The sequence below is a fragment of the Streptomyces sp. NPDC049597 genome, assembly GCF_040675505.1.
Classification (GTDB): domain Bacteria; phylum Actinomycetota; class Actinomycetes; order Streptomycetales; family Streptomycetaceae; genus Streptomyces.
In genome coordinates this window covers 788,158-803,382 of sequence record NZ_JBFAOY010000001.1, presented here as the reverse complement: position 1 = coordinate 803,382, position 15,225 = coordinate 788,158, and the positions used below count along the sequence as shown (strand labels likewise).

Annotated in this window: 17 protein-coding genes, 1 tRNA gene and 1 riboswitch; of the genes, 12 read left to right on the top strand and 6 right to left on the bottom strand. The window is 72.2% G+C overall.

The window, feature by feature from the left end; genetic code table 11:
* Positions 1 to 228: 228 nt before the first annotated feature.
* The 4 genes from AB0K02_RS03640 to rdgB all read left to right on the top strand — a co-directional run bounded on the left by AB0K02_RS03640 (position 229) and on the right by rdgB (position 2,458).
* Positions 229 to 462 (top strand): glucose PTS transporter subunit EIIB, encoded by a 234-nt coding sequence (locus AB0K02_RS03640; protein ID WP_177152560.1) that lies wholly within the window; start codon positions 229 to 231, stop codon positions 460 to 462.
* Between the two features lie 144 nt (positions 463 to 606).
* Positions 607 to 1,344: a ribonuclease PH gene (rph, locus tag AB0K02_RS03635; protein ID WP_365990665.1), complete on the top strand. Its 738-nt coding sequence runs from the start codon at positions 607 to 609 to the stop codon at positions 1,342 to 1,344.
* Positions 1,345 to 1,460: 116 nt separating this feature from the next.
* On the top strand, positions 1,461 to 1,844 hold the full coding sequence (locus AB0K02_RS03630; protein ID WP_365990664.1) for a hypothetical protein: 384 nt from the start codon (positions 1,461 to 1,463) through the stop codon (positions 1,842 to 1,844).
* A gap of 11 nt (positions 1,845 to 1,855) precedes the next feature.
* Positions 1,856 to 2,458: an RdgB/HAM1 family non-canonical purine NTP pyrophosphatase gene (rdgB, locus tag AB0K02_RS03625; RefSeq protein ID WP_365990663.1), complete on the top strand. Its 603-nt coding sequence runs from the start codon at positions 1,856 to 1,858 to the stop codon at positions 2,456 to 2,458.
* A 13-nt stretch (positions 2,459 to 2,471) separates the two neighbouring features.
* Here the strand turns inward: rdgB and AB0K02_RS03620 are convergent.
* Together AB0K02_RS03620 and bcp are read right to left on the bottom strand one after the other, a co-directional pair.
* Positions 2,472 to 2,558, bottom strand: a tRNA-Leu gene (locus AB0K02_RS03620).
* Positions 2,559 to 2,610: 52 nt separating this feature from the next.
* Positions 2,611 to 3,078 (bottom strand): thioredoxin-dependent thiol peroxidase, encoded by a 468-nt coding sequence (gene bcp, locus AB0K02_RS03615; protein WP_365990662.1) that lies wholly within the window; start codon positions 3,076 to 3,078, stop codon positions 2,611 to 2,613.
* Between the two features lie 126 nt (positions 3,079 to 3,204).
* Between bcp and AB0K02_RS03610 the strand changes: the two genes are divergently transcribed.
* From AB0K02_RS03610 to AB0K02_RS03600, 3 genes are all read left to right on the top strand, one after another.
* Positions 3,205 to 3,525 carry a DUF3618 domain-containing protein gene (locus tag AB0K02_RS03610; protein ID WP_365990661.1) on the top strand — a complete coding sequence of 107 codons (321 nt, stop codon included), beginning with the start codon at positions 3,205 to 3,207 and terminating at the stop codon, positions 3,523 to 3,525.
* A 43-nt stretch (positions 3,526 to 3,568) separates the two neighbouring features.
* Positions 3,569 to 3,925, top strand: coding sequence for a co-chaperone GroES (locus AB0K02_RS03605; protein WP_177152552.1), 357 nt, complete (start codon positions 3,569 to 3,571; stop codon positions 3,923 to 3,925).
* 59 nt (positions 3,926 to 3,984) lie between these two features.
* Positions 3,985 to 4,053: riboswitch (guanidine-III (ykkC-III) riboswitch) on the top strand.
* Between the two features lie 31 nt (positions 4,054 to 4,084).
* Entirely contained in the window at positions 4,085 to 4,405 is a 321-nt protein-coding gene (locus AB0K02_RS03600) for a multidrug efflux SMR transporter (protein WP_177152551.1), read from the top strand.
* On the opposite strand, the gene AB0K02_RS03595 is transcribed toward AB0K02_RS03600, so the two are convergent.
* Positions 4,399 to 6,882: a transglycosylase domain-containing protein gene (locus tag AB0K02_RS03595; protein ID WP_365990660.1), complete on the bottom strand. Its 2,484-nt coding sequence runs from the start codon at positions 6,880 to 6,882 to the stop codon at positions 4,399 to 4,401. The two genes, AB0K02_RS03600 and AB0K02_RS03595, sit on opposite strands and share 7 nt — an antisense overlap.
* Positions 6,883 to 7,033: 151 nt before the next feature.
* Between AB0K02_RS03595 and AB0K02_RS03590 the strand changes: the two genes are divergently transcribed.
* From AB0K02_RS03590 to AB0K02_RS03575, 4 genes are read left to right on the top strand one after another with little or no spacing between them, the layout of a single operon-like run.
* Complete coding sequence (locus AB0K02_RS03590; RefSeq protein ID WP_365990659.1) at positions 7,034 to 7,834, top strand: ABC-2 family transporter protein; 801 nt, start codon at positions 7,034 to 7,036, stop codon at positions 7,832 to 7,834.
* The gene (locus AB0K02_RS03585; RefSeq protein ID WP_365990658.1) at positions 7,827 to 8,630 is read left to right on the top strand and encodes an ABC transporter permease; all 804 of its coding nucleotides are present in this window, start codon (positions 7,827 to 7,829) and stop codon (positions 8,628 to 8,630) included. Before AB0K02_RS03590 ends, AB0K02_RS03585 begins: the two co-directional genes overlap by 8 nt.
* Positions 8,631 to 8,646: 16 nt before the next feature.
* Entirely contained in the window at positions 8,647 to 9,603 is a 957-nt protein-coding gene (locus AB0K02_RS03580; protein WP_365990657.1) for an ATP-binding cassette domain-containing protein, read from the top strand.
* 15 nt (positions 9,604 to 9,618) lie between these two features.
* Positions 9,619 to 10,359 carry a DUF1707 domain-containing protein gene (locus tag AB0K02_RS03575; protein WP_365990656.1) on the top strand — a complete coding sequence of 247 codons (741 nt, stop codon included), beginning with the start codon at positions 9,619 to 9,621 and terminating at the stop codon, positions 10,357 to 10,359.
* A gap of 95 nt (positions 10,360 to 10,454) precedes the next feature.
* Here AB0K02_RS03575 and AB0K02_RS03570 read toward each other — a convergent pair whose 3' ends face one another.
* On the bottom strand, positions 10,455 to 11,702 hold the full coding sequence (locus tag AB0K02_RS03570; protein WP_365990655.1) for an SGNH/GDSL hydrolase family protein: 1,248 nt from the start codon (positions 11,700 to 11,702) through the stop codon (positions 10,455 to 10,457).
* Between the two features lie 65 nt (positions 11,703 to 11,767).
* Here AB0K02_RS03570 and AB0K02_RS03565 point away from each other — a divergent pair, with 65 nt between their 5' ends.
* Positions 11,768 to 13,375, top strand: coding sequence for a DUF445 domain-containing protein (locus tag AB0K02_RS03565; protein WP_365990654.1), 1,608 nt, complete (start codon positions 11,768 to 11,770; stop codon positions 13,373 to 13,375).
* Between the two features lie 361 nt (positions 13,376 to 13,736).
* Here the strand turns inward: AB0K02_RS03565 and AB0K02_RS03560 are convergent, their stop codons facing one another.
* On the bottom strand, positions 13,737 to 14,039 hold the full coding sequence (locus AB0K02_RS03560) for a hypothetical protein (RefSeq protein WP_365990653.1): 303 nt from the start codon (positions 14,037 to 14,039) through the stop codon (positions 13,737 to 13,739).
* Between the two features lie 74 nt (positions 14,040 to 14,113).
* On the bottom strand, positions 14,114 to 15,061 hold the full coding sequence (locus AB0K02_RS03555) for a CHRD domain-containing protein (protein ID WP_365990652.1): 948 nt from the start codon (positions 15,059 to 15,061) through the stop codon (positions 14,114 to 14,116).
* Positions 15,062 to 15,225 lie beyond the last annotated feature (164 nt).

Here is a 15,225-nt window from a genome sequence, read left to right as displayed (position 1 = left end):
CCGGAACGGCCCCTGTTTGGCAGGCGTCGCCGAGTGGTGTAGACCAGTCGGCATACGGTTCCGGCGCCCCGCGAAGGGCGGGGCGCTGGTGATCGTCATCTTTCGGTACAAGACGGTTACTCGCCCGTGAAGATGGGCCAACCGTGCGTTACCGTGACAAAGCGGACCGACCCGGATCAACGGTGGGCCGAGACAGCGCTCAGCGCGCTCGAACGCAGGGAGAATCACATGGCCAGCAAGGCTGAGAAGATCGTCGCCGGGCTCGGCGGGATCGACAACATCGAAGAGATCGAGGGCTGCATCACCCGTCTCCGCACCGAGGTCGCCGACCCCAGCCTGGTCGACGAGGCCGCCCTCAAGGCCGCGGGCGCGCACGGCGTCGTGAAGATGGGCACCGCGATCCAGGTCGTCATCGGCACCGACGCCGACCCGATCGCGGCCGACATCGAAGACATGATGTGAGCGCGAGGCTGCCGGGGGCGGTGGACGGCGATGCCGCCGGTGCGTGAGCCGCGCCGGTCACGGACCGCCCGGCACCGGGTCCGAGGGGCCTGATCCGTACCACCGGAACGGGCCCCTCACCCCTGTGCCGATAGGCTCGGGACCATGTCACGCATCGACGGCCGAACCCCCGAACAGCTCCGCCCCGTCACCATCGAACGCGGCTGGAGCAAGCACGCCGAGGGCTCCGTCCTCATCTCCTTCGGCGACACCAAGGTCTTCTGCACCGCCTCCTTCACCGAGGGCGTGCCCCGCTGGCGCAAGGGCAGCGGCGAAGGCTGGGTCACCTCGGAGTACTCGATGCTCCCGCGCTCCACCAACACCCGCGGCGACCGCGAGTCCGTGCGCGGCAAGATCGGCGGACGCACCCATGAGATCAGCCGGCTCATCGGCCGGTCCCTGCGGGCCGTCATCGACTACAAGGCCCTCGGCGAGAACACCGTCGTCCTCGACTGCGACGTCCTCCAGGCCGACGGCGGCACCCGTACCGCCGCGATCACCGGCGCCTACGTCGCCCTCGCCGACGCCGTCACCTGGGCGCAGGGCAAGAAGCTGATCAAGCCCGGGCGCAAGCCGCTCACCGGTACCGTCGCCGCCGTCAGCGTGGGGATCGTGGACGGCACCCCCCTCCTCGACCTCTGCTACGAGGAGGACGTGCGCGCCGAGACCGACATGAACGTCGTCTGCACCGGCGACGGACGCTTCGTCGAGGTCCAGGGCACCGCCGAGGCCGAGCCCTTCGACCGCAAGGAGCTCAACGCCCTTCTCGACCTCGCCACCGGAGGCTGCGCCGACCTCGCCGCGCTCCAGAGCGAGGCGCTCGGAACGGGACAGCCCGCCTGACACCGCGAAGCGCCTTTCTCCCGGTGGCGCAGCAACCGGGAGCGCCCGTCGGGCGTCGTTAGAGTCACGGGCGCACGGGCCGAACCGTGCGCCCGTCCGTACCTGGGAGGACCCGCATGTCCGCGCGCCGCCGCATAGCCATCACCGTCGCCACAGCCGCCCTGCTGGTGCCCGCAGCCGTCGGCTGCAGCGCACTCAGCACGGCGATGGACTGTGTCGAGACCGCCGACGCCATCGCCACCAGCGTGGACAAGCTGCAGCAGGCGGCGTCCAACGCGGCCGAGGACCCCACCCAGGCGCGGCAGGCCCTCGACGAGATCGACCGCGAGCTGGACAACCTCGGCGACAAGACCGACAACGCCGACCTCGGCAAGGCCGTCGACGACCTCGCCGCCGGAGTGGACAACGTCCGCAAGTCGATCGACGGCGGCGACACCACTCCCGACCTGACGCCCGTCACCGACGCGGCCGCCGAGATCGGCAAGGTCTGCACGCCGTAGATACTGGGGTCATGACGCGCCTGATCCTTGCCACCCGGAGCGCCGGGAAGATCACCGAACTGAAGGCCATCCTCGCCGACGCGGGCATCACCCACGACCTCGTCGGCGCCGATGCCTACCCCGACGTCCCCGACGTCAAGGAGACCGGCGTCACCTTCGCCGAGAACGCGCTCCTCAAGGCCCACGCGCTCGCCCGCGCCACCGGCCTGCCCGCCGTCGCCGACGACTCCGGCCTCTGTGTCGACGTCCTCGGCGGCGCGCCCGGCATCTTCTCCGCCCGCTGGGCCGGCACGCACGGCGACGACAAGGCCAACCTGGACCTGCTGCTCGCCCAGCTCGCGGACATCGACACCCCGCACCGCGGAGCCCACTTCGCCTGTGCGGCCGCGCTCGCCCTCCCGGACGGCACGGAACGCGTCGTCGAGGGGCGCCTCCTCGGCACCCTGCGCCGCTCCCCGCGCGGGACCAACGGATTCGGCTACGACCCGATCCTCCAGCCCGAGGGCGAGACGCGGACGTGCGCGGAGCTCAGCCCGCAGGAGAAGAACGCGATCAGTCACCGGGGGAAGGCGTTCAGGGCGCTGGTGCCGGTGGTGCGTGAACTCCTCGGCTGACGCCGGGAGTCGATGGTGCGGTCGGAGGGACTCGAACCCTCACGGGAGTTACCCCACTGGGACCTAAACCCAGCGTGACTGCCAGTTCCACCACGACCGCGAGTCGCCCGGCCATCGTACTGGCCGGGCGACGCCCCCGGAGACCGAGGTCCTCAGACGCCCAGATCCTTGATGATCTTCGCGACATGGCCGGTCGCCTTGACGTTGTAGAGGGCGCGCTCGACCTTGCCCTCCTCGTCGACGACGACCGTGGAACGGATGACGCCGGTCACCGTCTTGCCGTAGAGCTTCTTCTCGCCGAAGGCGCCGTACGCCGCCAGGACCTCCTTGGAGGGGTCGCCGACCAGCGTGACCTTGAGGCTCTCCTTCTCGCGGAACTTCGCGAGCTTCTCCGGCTTGTCGGGCGAGACGCCGATGACGTCGTAGCCGGCGCCGGCGAGCAGCTCGAGGTTGTCGGTGAAGTCGCAGGCCTGCTTGGTGCAGCCGGGCGTGAGCGCCGCCGGGTAGAAGTAGACGATCACCTTGCGGCCCTTGTGGTCGGCGAGCGACACCTCGTTGCCGTCCGCGTCGGGCAGGGTGAAGGCGGGGGCGGTGTCGCCGGGCTGGAGTCGCTCGCTCATGGTTCTCCTCGTCAGACACAGGGATGTACGCCGTCGAGCGTAATGGGGGTGCCGTGGGGTGCGGGCGACGCCGAGCTGACAGACTGTCGATGCAGGATTACCGGACACGACGACGGAGGCGGCGCGGTGTCGGACACCAGGACCCCAGCGCAGATCGAGGCGGACATCGTCCGCCGACGCGAGCAGCTGGCCGAGATGCTCGACGAGATCGGTGTGCGCATGCACCCCAAGACGGTCATCGGCGACGCGAAGGCGAAGGTCGCCTCCAGCGTGGACCGTACGGCGGGCCGTGCCTTCGTCGCCGTGAACCGCGCGGTGTCGGACGTGAAGGCACAGTTCGTCTCGGAGGACGGCACGCCGCGGCTGGAACGCGTGGTGCCGGTGGCGGTCGTCGCCGTGGGTCTGGTCGGCCTGCTGGCCGTGTCGGCCCGCCGGCGACGGGCGTGACCCTGCGGCGCACGAAGGGCCGAGCGGCAGGTAGGTTCGAGGCGTGAGCACCAACAGTCATGAGCACAGCACCCAGCACGACAAGCTTCCGATCCGGATGCTGCACGACCGCGTGCTGGTCAGGACGGACATCCCGGAGGGCGAGCGGCGCTCCAGCGGCGGCATCGTGATTCCGGCCACCGCCGCGGTGGGCCGGCGGCTGGCCTGGGCCGAGGTCGTCGCGGTGGGACAGAACGTGCGCACGGTGGAGCCGGGCGACCGGGTGCTGTACGACCCGGAGGACCGTGCCGAGGTCGAGGTGCGGGGCGTGGCGTACGTCCTGATGCGCGAGCGCGACCTGCACGCGGTGGCGGCGGACCGGTTCCAGGGGTCGGAGGACTCCACGGGCCTGTACCTGTAGGCGGCCGGAGCCCCGACGGGGCCGCAGGGGCTGGTGGCGGAGGTCACCAGCCCCTTTCTGTACGCCTTTTGCTACGTTGGAGGGCCCGACGAGACGCGCCGTACCGGGTTACGCGAAGACGACGCACCCCGTGTTGTCCCGCGTCTCGGAGGTGCCGTCATGGCCTGGGTTCTGCTTGTTGTCGCCGGTCTGCTCGAGGTCGGCTGGTCGATCGGGATGAAGTTCACCGACGGGTTCACCAGGCTCTGGCCGAGCGTGTTCACCGGTCTCGGGATCGTCGCCAGCATGGTGCTGCTGTCCCATGCCGCGAAGACGCTGCCCATCGGAACGGCCTACGGCGTCTGGGTCGGCATCGGCGCGGCGGGCGCGGCGGTGGTGGGCATGCTCGTACTGAACGAGCCGGTGACCGCGGCCCGGATCTTCTTCGTCTGTCTGCTGCTGGTGGCCGTCGTGGGGCTGAAGGCGACCTCGGGTCACTGAGGCCCGCCGGAGTGGCGGACATCCGAGGGGCCGCCGGGGGGTTGGGTTGCGCCCGGGCTGCCGGGGACGGGGGTGCCAGGGGTGCCGCTCGCGGTCCCGCCCGGGCTGCCGGTGGCGGGTCCGCCGGGGCCGGGCGTGGCCCCCGGGCCGCCCGCGGTGGGGGCCGTGGTGACCGTCCCGTCGGGGGGGGTTCCGCCGGTGGGCGTCCCGCCGGTGCCCGGGGCGGTGGTGCCGGTGGCGGGGCCGCCCGTCACGGCCCCGCCGGTGGCCGCGCCGCCCGCCGAGGGGCCGGAGCCCGCCGGGCCGCCGCGCCCCCACCACTCGCCCTCGCCCGGGCCGCGCGTGCGGCCGGGGCCTCCGGAGTCGCGGGGCCCGGTCGGATCGTCGCCGTCCTGCCGGCCGAACGGGGGCCGGTCCTCCTCGATGTCCTCCACCACCTCCAGCTCGAAGGCCCGCGCGGGGCTGCCCTTCAGGGCCGCGGCCGTGTACCGGGCCCAGATCTCGGCCGGCACGCCGCCACCGTTGATCCGGCCGTGCCCCAGCGCCCCGTACAGCGGCGTCTGTGCGCCGGTGTCGGGGTTCTGGCCCATCACGGCGACGACGGTGACCAGATCGGGCGTGTAGCCCGCGAACCAGGCGGCTCGGTCCTCCTCGGCCGTGCCGGTCTTGCCCGCCGCCGGCCGGCCGGCCGCTCCCGCCGCCGTCCCGGTGCCGCCGTCGACGACGCTGCGCAGGATGGCGGTGGTGGTGTCGGCGGCCTCGCGGGAGACGACGCGGCGCGTCCGCTGCGCGGGCAGCTCGATCTCGGTGCCGTTCTTGGTGACCTTGTCGACCAGCGTGTACGCGCCGTGCCTGCCGTGGTTGGCGAGCGTGGCGTAGGCCTGCGCCATGTCGAGGACGCTGGCGGTCGCCGTGCCCAGCGCGATCGACGGCGCGGCCGTCAGGTCCGGCGTCTTCGCGGGCAGGCCGAGGGCGACCGCGGTCCGCCGGACCCTGGCCGGGCCGACGTCCACGGCCATCTGCGCGTAGACGGCGTTGACGGACTCGTCGGTGGCGCGGCTGACGGTGACCGGGCCGTAGGACACGTCGTCCTCGTTGGCGGGCGCGTACGGCGCGCCGGTCCACCCCTGGACGCGGCGCTTGGTCGTGCCGTCGTAGACGGTGTTGGGGGTGATGGGCCGGCCGTCCTGGGTGGTGGAGCCGTGTTCGACGGCCGCGGTGAAGACGAACGGCTTGAAGGCGGAGCCGACCTGGTAGTCGCGGCGGGTGGCGTTGTTGACGAACTGCTTCGTGTAGTCGACGCCGCCGTACATGGCGAGGACCCTGCCGGTGGCCGGGTCGATGGAGACGCCGCCGACACGGACGTTGCGGTCGGCCTCGCGGCCGGTGTCGAGCCGGGAGGTGACCTGTTCGTCGACGGCGTCGGTGAGGGCGTCCTGCTTGCCCTGCTCCAGGGTGGTGGTGATCCGGTAGCCCCCGGTGGAGAGCGTGTTCTCGTCGACGATCCCCTTGCCGGTGAGGTACTCCTCGACCGCCTGGACGACGTAGCCGCGCTGTCCTGACAGGCCGTCGGCGGTCCTGTCGCGACGCGGCGCGGGGAACTCCATCACCGCGCGCGCCGCCGGGCTCAGCCACTTCTCCTTGACCATGCCGTCGAGCACGTAGTCCCACCGGCTCTGTGCCGCGGTCCGGTTGCCGGGGTGGGTGGCGATGTCGTACGCGCTGGGCGCCTTGAGGAGAGAGGCGAGATACGCCCCCTCGGCCGTGTCGAGGTCGGAGACGTCCTTGCCGTAGTACGCCTGCGCGGCGGCCTGGATGCCGTAGGCGTTGCGGCCGAAGTAGCTGGTGTTCAGGTAGCCCCGGAGGATCTCGCTCTTGCTCACCTCGCGGCCGAGCTTCACCGCGATGAAGAACTCCTTCACCTTGCGGGTGACGGTCTGTTCCTGGTGCAGGTAGTAGTTCTTGACGTACTGCTGGGTGATCGTGGAGCCGGACTGTCTGCCCTTGCCGGTGACGGTGTTCCAGGCGCCGCGGAGCATCGCCTGGGGATCGACCGCCGGCTTGGAGTAGAAGTCGCGGTCCTCGGCGGCGAGCACCGCGTGCTGCACGCCGACCGGGACCTGCGAGAGGGAGACGTTCTCCCGGTTGATCTCGCCGTCGCGGGCGATCGGCGTTCCGTCCTTGTAGAGGTAGACGTTGCTCTGGGCGACCGCGGAGGCGTTGGCCGGGGGGATGTCGACGAGCAGGTAGCCGGCCAGGAACCCGCCGATGAGGAGGAGCGCGCAGACCAGGAAGGCGCCGAGAGCCATGCGCCAGGTCGGGATGACGCGGCGCCAGCCGGTGCGCCGGGGGCGGCCCTTGCCGCCCCGCTCCGTTTTCTCCGCCCTCTCCGGTGTCTCCGCCTTCCTCGCGGATGCTGCCGGCGTCGGAACTGTCGCGTCGCGGGGTGTCCAGCCCTGCTGCGGCTCGTCGCTCATGTCCCCCATAGTGCCCTTTTTGTCCCGATAATCATCGCAACCCGGTACTTCCGGCCGGAAAAGCACTCGCACCCCGGCGAAGGGCTCGGCTAGGGTCGTGCGCTTTGGCGTCGCGGGGCGGGGCGCATCGTCCGCGTGGGAGGGAGCTGTTGTGCGGCTGTACGCGGTCGTCGCGGCGGGTGGGTTCCGGCGCTATGCGACGTACCGGGTGGCGACGGCGGCAGGGGTGTTCACCAACACCGTCTTCGGCTTCATCGTGGCCTACACCTATATCGCCCTGTGGGACGAGCGCCCTCAGCTCGGCGGATACGACCTCTCCCAGGCCCTCACCTATGTGTGGCTCGGCCAGGCGCTGCTGATGACCTGCGCCATGATGGGCGGCGGCTTCGAGGACGAGCTGATCGAACGCATCCGCACCGGCGACATCGCCATCGACCTCTACCGCCCCGCCGACCTCCAACTGTGGTGGCTCGCGGGCGACCTGGGCCGGGCCGCCTTCCACCTGCTGGGACGCGGCATCGTGCCGATGGTGCTCGGCTCGCTCGCCTTCGACCTGGTGATGCCCGCATCCCCGCTGACCTGGCTGGCCTTCCTCCTCGCGGTCACGCTGGGCGTGATCGTGAGCTTCGCGGTCCGCTTCCTCGTGGCCCTGTCCGCGTTCTGGCTGATGGACGGGGCGGGGGTCATGCAGATCTGCTGGCTGGCGACGCTCTTCTTCTCCGGGATGCTGCTGCCCCTCAACCTCTTCCCCGGCCTCCTCGGCGAGGTGGCGCGGGCCCTTCCCTGGTCCTCGCTGCTCCAGGTCCCCGCCGACGTCTTCCTCGGCAGGCACACCGGCTGGAACCTGCTGGGCGCCTACGCCTTCCAGGCCGGCTGGGCGCTCGCGCTGCTCGCCGCCGGACGCCTGCTGCAGTCGGTCGCGACACGACGGGTGGTGGTCCAGGGTGGCTGAGGCGCTGCGGGCGTACGGGCTGATCGTAGCCATGTGGGTCCGCTCCACGATGGCCTACCGGGCCTCGTTCGCGATGACCGCCTTCGGCAACTTCGCCGCCACCGGATTCGACTTCGTGACGATCCTGCTGATGTTCTCCCACGTTGACGCGCTCGGTGGCTACTCGCTGCCCGAGGTCGCGTTCCTGTACGGGACCACCAGCACGGCCTTCGGCCTCGCCGACCTGGTCATGGGGTCGATGGACCGGCTGGGCCGGCGGGTGCGCGACGGCACGCTGGACACCCTGCTGGTGCGGCCCGTGCCCGTCCTCGCCCAGGTCGCGGCCGACCGGTTCGCCCTGCGCAGGCTCGGCCGCGTCACCCAGGGGCTGCTGGTGCTCGGCTACGGGCTCGCGTCCCTCGATGTCGAGTGGACGGCCGTGAAGGTGGCGATGGTGCCGCTGATGATGCTCAGCGGCGGAGTGATCTTCGCGTCCGTGTTCGTGGCGGGCGGGGCGTTCCAGTTCCTCGCGCAGGACGCCTCCGAGGTGCAGAACTCCTTCACGTACGGCGGGAACACCCTGCTCCAGTACCCGCCGTCGATCTTCGCGAAGGACCTGGTGCGCGGCGTGACGTTCGTCGTGCCGCTGGCCTTCGTCAACTGGGTGCCGTCGCTGTACGTGCTGGGCCGCGAGGACCCCCTCGGGCTGCCGGGCTGGCTGGCGTTCCTGCCGCCCCTGGTGGCGGCGGGATGCTGCGGGCTCGCGGCACTGGCCTGGCGCGCGGGCCTTCGTTCGTACCGCAGCACGGGAAACTGAGGGGGCTGGTCAGCTCATGGATTTCATCGAACTCGACGGGGTGGAGAAGGTCTTCGACGTACGCCGCAAGGTGGGGCGGCTGCGCCGCGAGCGGCACCGGGTGCGCGCCGTGGACGGCATCAGCTTCACCGTGCCGCGCGGCGAGATGGTCGGATACATCGGCCCGAACGGCGCCGGGAAGTCCACCACCGTCAAGATGCTGACCGGGATCCTCACCCCGAGCGGCGGACGCCTGCGGGTCGCGGGCATCGACCCCTCGCGCGAACGCACCCGGCTCGCCCGGCGGATCGGCGTGGTGTTCGGCCAGCGCACCACCCTGTGGTGGGACCTTCCGCTGCGCGACTCGTACCGGCTGATGCACCGCATGTACCGGGTCCCGGACGCCGTCTTCCACGAGAACCTGGACCGCTGCGTCGAACTGCTCGACCTGGGCGAGCTGTTGGACGTGCCGGTGCGTCAGCTCTCCCTCGGCCAGCGGATGCGCGGCGACATCGCGGCCGCCCTGCTGCACGACCCCGAGGTGCTCTACCTGGACGAGCCGACCATCGGCCTGGACGTGGTCTCCAAGGCGAGGGTGCGGGAGTTCCTGCGCGAGCTGAACGCCGAGCGCGGGACGACGGTGCTGCTGACCACGCACGATCTCACCGACATCGAGCAGCTGTGCAAGCGTGTCATGGTCATCGACCACGGAAAGCTGATGTACGACGGCGCACTCGCCGGACTGCACGAGGTGGGGGAGAGCGAGCGGACGCTGGTCGTCGACCTGGAGCGGGAGCTGCCGCCCATCGCGCTGGACACGGCGCGGACGGTGAAGGTGGAGGGCCCCAGACAGTGGCTGGCGTTTCCCGCCTCGATGTCGGCGGCGCCCCTCGTCGCGGCCCTGGCGGAGCGGTATCCGCTGGTCGACCTGTCGGTGCGCGAGCCGGACATCGAGGCCGTCATCGCGAAGATGTACGCGGACCGATCCGCCTGAAACTAGTCTGGCGATATGACGAGAGATCTCCCCGAGATGCGCGCGTCCGACTCGGAACGGGAGCGCGTGGCCGAGCGGCTGCGCGAAGCCGTGGCCGAGGGACGGCTCGACATGGAGGAGTTCGGACAGCGCCTCGAGGCCGCGTACAGCGCGCGCACGCACGGCGAGTTGACGCCGCTGGTGCGCGACCTGCCGGCGGCCGGGACGGTCGTGCCGGTCGACGCGGCCGCCCCCGCCACGGCCGCCGGCGGCTGGACGGAGCGCATCGGAAGACCGGCGACCTCGAAGGGGGCGTTCGCCTTCTGGGGCGGGTTCCGGCGCAGGGGGACATGGACCGTCGCCCGCCGGTTCACCGCGTTCACCCTCATGGGAGGCGGCGAGCTCGATCTGCGGGACGCCCGGTTCGAGGACCGCGAGACGGTGATCACCTGCTTCGCGATCATGGGTGGCGTGCAGGTCGTCGTTCCGCCCGAGCTGCACGTCGAGGTCAAGGGCATCGGCCTGCTGGGCGGCTTCGGCGAGCACGGCAGCGTCGACGGCGCACCGGACCCGTCAGCGCCGCGCGTGATCGTCAAGGGACTGGCCCTCATGGGCGGCGTCGGGGTGGAACGCAAGCGCACCAAGGCCGAGAGGCAGCGCCTGAAGGCCGAGCGGGCCGAGCGCGCCCGGCTGGAGAAGGACGGCAGGAAGGGCCGGGGCCACCTGGGCCACGGCGGGCACCAGGGTGGCCACGGCCACAAGGAGCTGGGTGACTGAGGGCTCCGCCGCGGCCACGGCGCCCGGGGCGCGGCACTCAGGTCACAGCAGCCGGGTCGCAGCGCCGTGACGTCTCACAGCGGCGCCTGCACGTCTCACAGCGCCTTGACGTCCACCGAGGCGCCCATCCGCGCGTAGCCCGCGTCGCTCGGGTGCAGGTGGTCACCGGAGTCGTACACCGGGCGGAGCCGCTGCGGTGCGTACGGATCGCGCAGCGCCCGGTCGAAGTCGACGACCTCGTCGAAGATCCCGCCCGCGCGGATCGCCGCGTTCACCTTGACGCGTTCGGCCTCCACGGCCGGGGTGCAGCGCAGGTGTCCGCCGCACGGCAGGAGGGTCGCGCCGATCACGCGCAGCCCCCGGGCATGGGCGCGGCGGGACAGCTCGGTCAGGCCCGTGACGACGCCGTCGCCGGTCGGCGTGTACGGCGCGCGCAGCAGGTCGTTGATGCCGATGGCGACGATCACGGTCCTGGCCCCGGAGTGCGAGAGGACGTCGCGGTCGAAGCGGCCGAGGGTGCTGGGACCCCGGTCATGGCTGAGGAGCCGGTTGCCGCTGATGCCCTCGTTCAGCACGCCGTACCGTCCGGCCAGCCGGTCGGCGAGCACGTCGGGCCAGCGGCGGTTGGCGTCGGGCGTGGACGACACCCCGTCGGTGATCGAGTCCCCCACGGCGACCACGGCGCCGCGCGCCTCGGCGGTGAGGACGTCGACGGCGGTGACGTGGTGCCAGGAGCGGGTCTCCGTCCGGTACGCGTCCCCCGCCTCGTCCCGCGTGTGGTCGCCCTCGGCGATGTAGGACGTCTGGCGGGCGTGGGTGTGGGAGGTGACGGGTCCACCCGGAGCGGATGTGTGGACAGTGACCAGGAGATCGCCGTCGTAGGGGATGCGGAGCACGACCGGGTCGCTGACCAGTTGCCCGCCGGGGGCGACGGTGGCGGCGGTCGCCCGGCCGAACGTGACGGGCCGCAGCGTCCCCCGCACGGCTTCCGGGCCGTCGTCCCCGGCGCGCACGGCGAGGGAGACGGCGGCTATGCGCAGCGGCAGGGTGCCGTAGAGGTTCGAGACGGTGACACGGGCGGCGGTGCCGCCGATGCTGGTGTGCACGACGTTGCGCACGGACCGGCCGTGCGGCCCGCGGGGCGCGCCGGGAACGGAGACGACGGGCGCGATGCCGACGGGGCTCGCCGCCCAGGTGCCGATCCACCGGGGTGTGGCCGCCGGGGGTTTGCGGACGGCCGGCTTGGCCTTGACGGCACCGACCCCGAGGTAGATACCGCCGCAGATCAGGACGACTGCGGCCATGAGGGCAGCGAGACCCGCATACCCCGAACGCTTGCTCATGAACACATCATCGGCCATGCCCCGGGAACTCGACGTGCCGCCCGGGAGTACACGAGGTAGGGACAATGCGTACGGTACGCACGCGCGGACGGGTGGAGCGGATGGAAGGTACAGGACCGGATGAGCCGGGCGCCTCGGAGGGCGCCGGAGGTGTGGGGGCAGGGGGCGCGGCCGGGTCCGGCGACTCGGGCCCGGGGCACCGCCTGCTTCCGGGCGCCTCAGGGGGCGCCTCCACGCCGGGCTCCGGCGCGGCCTCGGGTGCCGTGCGAGCCGGCGAGCGGGCGGATGCCGCGCTGCCGGACGCTTCCGGCGGCGGCGGCGCGGCCGCGGCCGGGCGGTCCGACGGGGTGCGCACGGCCGTAGCCGCCCCGACCGCCCGGGCCGGGCCCCGTCCCGGCGCCCGGCTGCCCGGCTTCACGTACACCGCCGCCGACGAGGAGAAGCGGCGGGGCGTGCGGCGCATGAAGGCCACCGCCACCGGTCTGCTCCTCCTCGTCGCGCTGGTCTTCGTCCTCGCCACCTGGGCGAAGAACGAGGGACTCGGCCCCTGGGCCGGATACGTCGCGGCCGCGGCCGAGGCCGGCATGGTCGGCGCGCTCGCCGACTGGTTCGCCGTCACCGCGCTCTTCCGCCACCCCCTCGGCCTGCCCATCCCGCACACCGCGATCATCCCCAACAAGAAGGACCAGCTCGGCACAGCCCTCGGTTCCTTCGTCGGCGAGAACTTCCTCTCCGAGGACGTCGTACGCGCCCGCCTGCACGCCCTCGGCATCGGCGGCCGCCTCGGCGCCTGGCTCGCCGAGCCCGCCCATGCCGACCGCGTCACCGCGGAACTGTCCACCGCCCTGCGCGGCGCGCTCACCGTCCTGCGCGACTCCGACGTCCAGGCGGTCGTCGGCGAGGCCATCACCCGCCGGGCGGAGGCCGCCGAGATCGCGCCCGGCATCGGCAAGACCCTCCAGAAGGTCGTGGCCGACGGCGCCCACCACCGGGCCGTCGACCTGATCCTGGCCCGCGCCCACGACTGGCTGGTCCTCCACTCGGACTCCGTGATGGACGCGGTCGAGGGCGGCGCCCCGGGCTGGACGCCCCGGTTCGTGGACCGGAAGGTCGGCGAGCGCGTCTACCGGGAGCTGCTGCGCTTCGTCACTGAGACGCGCGACATGCCCGGCCACCCGGCGCGCGCCGCGATCGACCGCTTCCTCGCGGACTTCGCGGTCGACCTCCAGTCGGACACGCAGACGCGGGAGCGCGTCGAGCGGATGAAGTCGGAGATGCTGTCGCGCTCGGAGGTGCAGGACGTGATCGCGTCGGCCTGGTCCGCCGTACGCGGCATGATCATCTCGGCGGCGGAGGACGAGCGCAGCGAACTGCGGCTGCGCGCCCGCGCCTCGCTGCTGTCGCTGGGCGCCCGGCTGGCGACGGACAGCAGACTCCAGGCGAAGGTGGAGGGCTGGGTCGAGGACGCGGCGGTGTACCTGGTCACCACGTACCGCACGGAGATCACCTCGCTGATCTCGGAGACGATCGCGAGCTGGGACGCGGAGCACACCTCGCGCAAGATCGAGGCGCACATCGGCCGCGACCTCCAGTTCATCAGGATCAACGGCACGGTGGTCGGTGCGCTCGCCGGCCTGCTGATCTACACCGTCGCGCACGCGCTGGGTGCCTGACGGCGTCGTGCCGCGTCGTGCGGACGTGCGGGGCGGTTTGCGTTGCCGGGGCCGCGACGCGGGCGGGGGCGGGTTTGCGTTGCCGGGGCCGCGACGCGGGCGGGGGCGGGTTTGCGTTGCCGGGGCCGCGACGCGGGCGGGGGCGGTTTGGCGCTGCCACGTGGGCGGCGGCGGGTTTCGTTGCCGGGGCCGCCAGGCGGGCGGGGGCGGGTTTGCGCTGCCCGGGGCCGCGACGCGGATGTGCGCTGGGCGCGTGACCGGTCCCTGCCGACGGTCACGCGCCCAGCGCCTCTAGGGGAGGTGTCATGGAATACGTACGGCGGGCCGGGAGCGTTCAGCGCGCCTCACCGGCTCCGCGGGATCAGTGGCTCCGGCGGGTGACCGCCACGGAGGCGAGGGCCACACCGGCCGCCACGGTGAGGACGGCCGGCCAGGCACCCATCTTCCTGGCCAGGGGATGCGACCCGGCGAAGGCGGCGACGTACGCGGCGCTCAGCCCGACTGCGGCCCTCGGTCCGGCGTCCTGGTGCCACTGGCGGGCGGCGACGGCGCCGGCCGCGGCGAGGGCGACCCCGCCGAGGGGGCGCTTCCCGCTGAAGCGGGCCACCGAGTACCCGCCCACGAGTCCGCCTGCCGCCACCGCTGCCGCGGGTACCCTGGCCATGCTGCTGCCGCCTTTCACTGTCGAACTTCGATGCACCGAGCGTAGAACGCCCGCGCCGCCGAGGGCCCGCCCCCTCAGTGGAAGAGCTGGCCGCGCACCGCGCCGTCCGGGAACTTCTTGGTGTGGATGTTGGAGTAGAAGGCCCACGGGTTGTGGCGTATCTCCTTCAGCAGCCCCTTGTGCTGGTCCTCCAGCCGTCCGGAGACGGCGAACAGGCCCTCCGGGACGGGCTTGTTCAGGAGCCCCAGCACCACGTCCCCGTTCTTGCCGAAACCGCCCTTGTGGATGTGCGCGGCCTGGGGCGCCTGGATGTCGACCCAGGCGAGCGAGAAGTCGACGCTGCGCCCGGCGGGGTGCAGGAAGGTCACCGCGTACCCGTCGTCGTCCCCCACCTTGTGCGGGTCCGTGACCGGCACCTCCTGCGCGCCGTTCGCCAGGGCCCGCAGCTTGCCGCCCTTGATGATGTGGAGCGGGTTGATGTTCCGCTTCAGCCGTTTCAGCTGCCCGCGCACCGCGCCGCCGGGGAACTCCTTGCTGTGCAGGTTCAGATAGAACCCGGACGGATGCTCACGGATGCTGTCGGCCAGCTTGGCGTCGGTGAGGACGGTGTGCCCGGCCGCCGAGTGGACGGTGTCGGGCATCTCGGTGCCGAAGAGCGGGACCTTCACGTCGCCGTTCCGTCCGGCGGCGCCCTCGTGGATGTGCCCCTGGCTCGGCACGAACCCCTTCCACTGCATCGCGAAGACGACCCGGTCGCCCTTCACCTTGACGAGCGCGACGGCCCGGCCGTCGGGGTCGTTCACGGCGGGCCCGCCCTTCTCGGCGACCTCGTGCGCACCGGTGAGGACGGCGGCGAAGGTGACGGCGTGGCCGTGGGCCGGTTTCGTGAACGTCACCGCGCCGTCCTTCGCCGTGCCGTGCCCGCTCGCGTGGCTGTCGTGCGCGGATGCGGGGACGGCGCCCGCCGCGGCGGCGAGTACGAGGGCGGCGGCGGCCGAGACGGAGACATGGCGCTTGTGCATGGCGGATGAACCTCCCGTTGGGGGCCGACCCGGTGGTGGCCGGTCGGCGTCAAGTACGGGGCTCTCCGGCTCCCCGTTCAAACGCACGCCGCCGCCGATCGGAGTGAACAGCCGGCCGGTCGGGCCCGTACATCCCGCCGTACGTTCCTTCCCGCAGACCGGAA

Bases quoted from the DNA above. Each gene is read 5' to 3' on its own strand.
- AB0K02_RS03640 (WP_177152560.1), top strand. From the start codon at position 229: ATGGCCAGCAAGGCTGAGAAGATCGTCGCCGGGCTCGGCGGGATCGAC.
- rph (WP_365990665.1), top strand. From the start codon at position 607: ATGTCACGCATCGACGGCCGAACCCCCGAACAGCTCCGCCCCGTCACC.
- AB0K02_RS03630 (WP_365990664.1), top strand. From the start codon at position 1,461: ATGTCCGCGCGCCGCCGCATAGCCATCACCGTCGCCACAGCCGCCCTG.
- rdgB (WP_365990663.1), top strand. From the start codon at position 1,856: ATGACGCGCCTGATCCTTGCCACCCGGAGCGCCGGGAAGATCACCGAA.
- bcp (WP_365990662.1), bottom strand. From the start codon at position 3,078: ATGAGCGAGCGACTCCAGCCCGGCGACACCGCCCCCGCCTTCACCCTG.
- AB0K02_RS03600 (WP_177152551.1), top strand. From the start codon at position 4,085: ATGGCCTGGGTTCTGCTTGTTGTCGCCGGTCTGCTCGAGGTCGGCTGG.
- AB0K02_RS03595 (WP_365990660.1), bottom strand. From the start codon at position 6,882: ATGAGCGACGAGCCGCAGCAGGGCTGGACACCCCGCGACGCGACAGTT.
- AB0K02_RS03580 (WP_365990657.1), top strand. From the start codon at position 8,647: ATGGATTTCATCGAACTCGACGGGGTGGAGAAGGTCTTCGACGTACGC.
- AB0K02_RS03575 (WP_365990656.1), top strand. From the start codon at position 9,619: ATGACGAGAGATCTCCCCGAGATGCGCGCGTCCGACTCGGAACGGGAG.
- AB0K02_RS03570 (WP_365990655.1), bottom strand. From the start codon at position 11,702: ATGAGCAAGCGTTCGGGGTATGCGGGTCTCGCTGCCCTCATGGCCGCA.
- AB0K02_RS03565 (WP_365990654.1), top strand. From the start codon at position 11,768: ATGCGTACGGTACGCACGCGCGGACGGGTGGAGCGGATGGAAGGTACA.
- AB0K02_RS03560 (WP_365990653.1), bottom strand. From the start codon at position 14,039: ATGGCCAGGGTACCCGCGGCAGCGGTGGCGGCAGGCGGACTCGTGGGC.
- AB0K02_RS03555 (WP_365990652.1), bottom strand. From the start codon at position 15,061: ATGCACAAGCGCCATGTCTCCGTCTCGGCCGCCGCCGCCCTCGTACTC.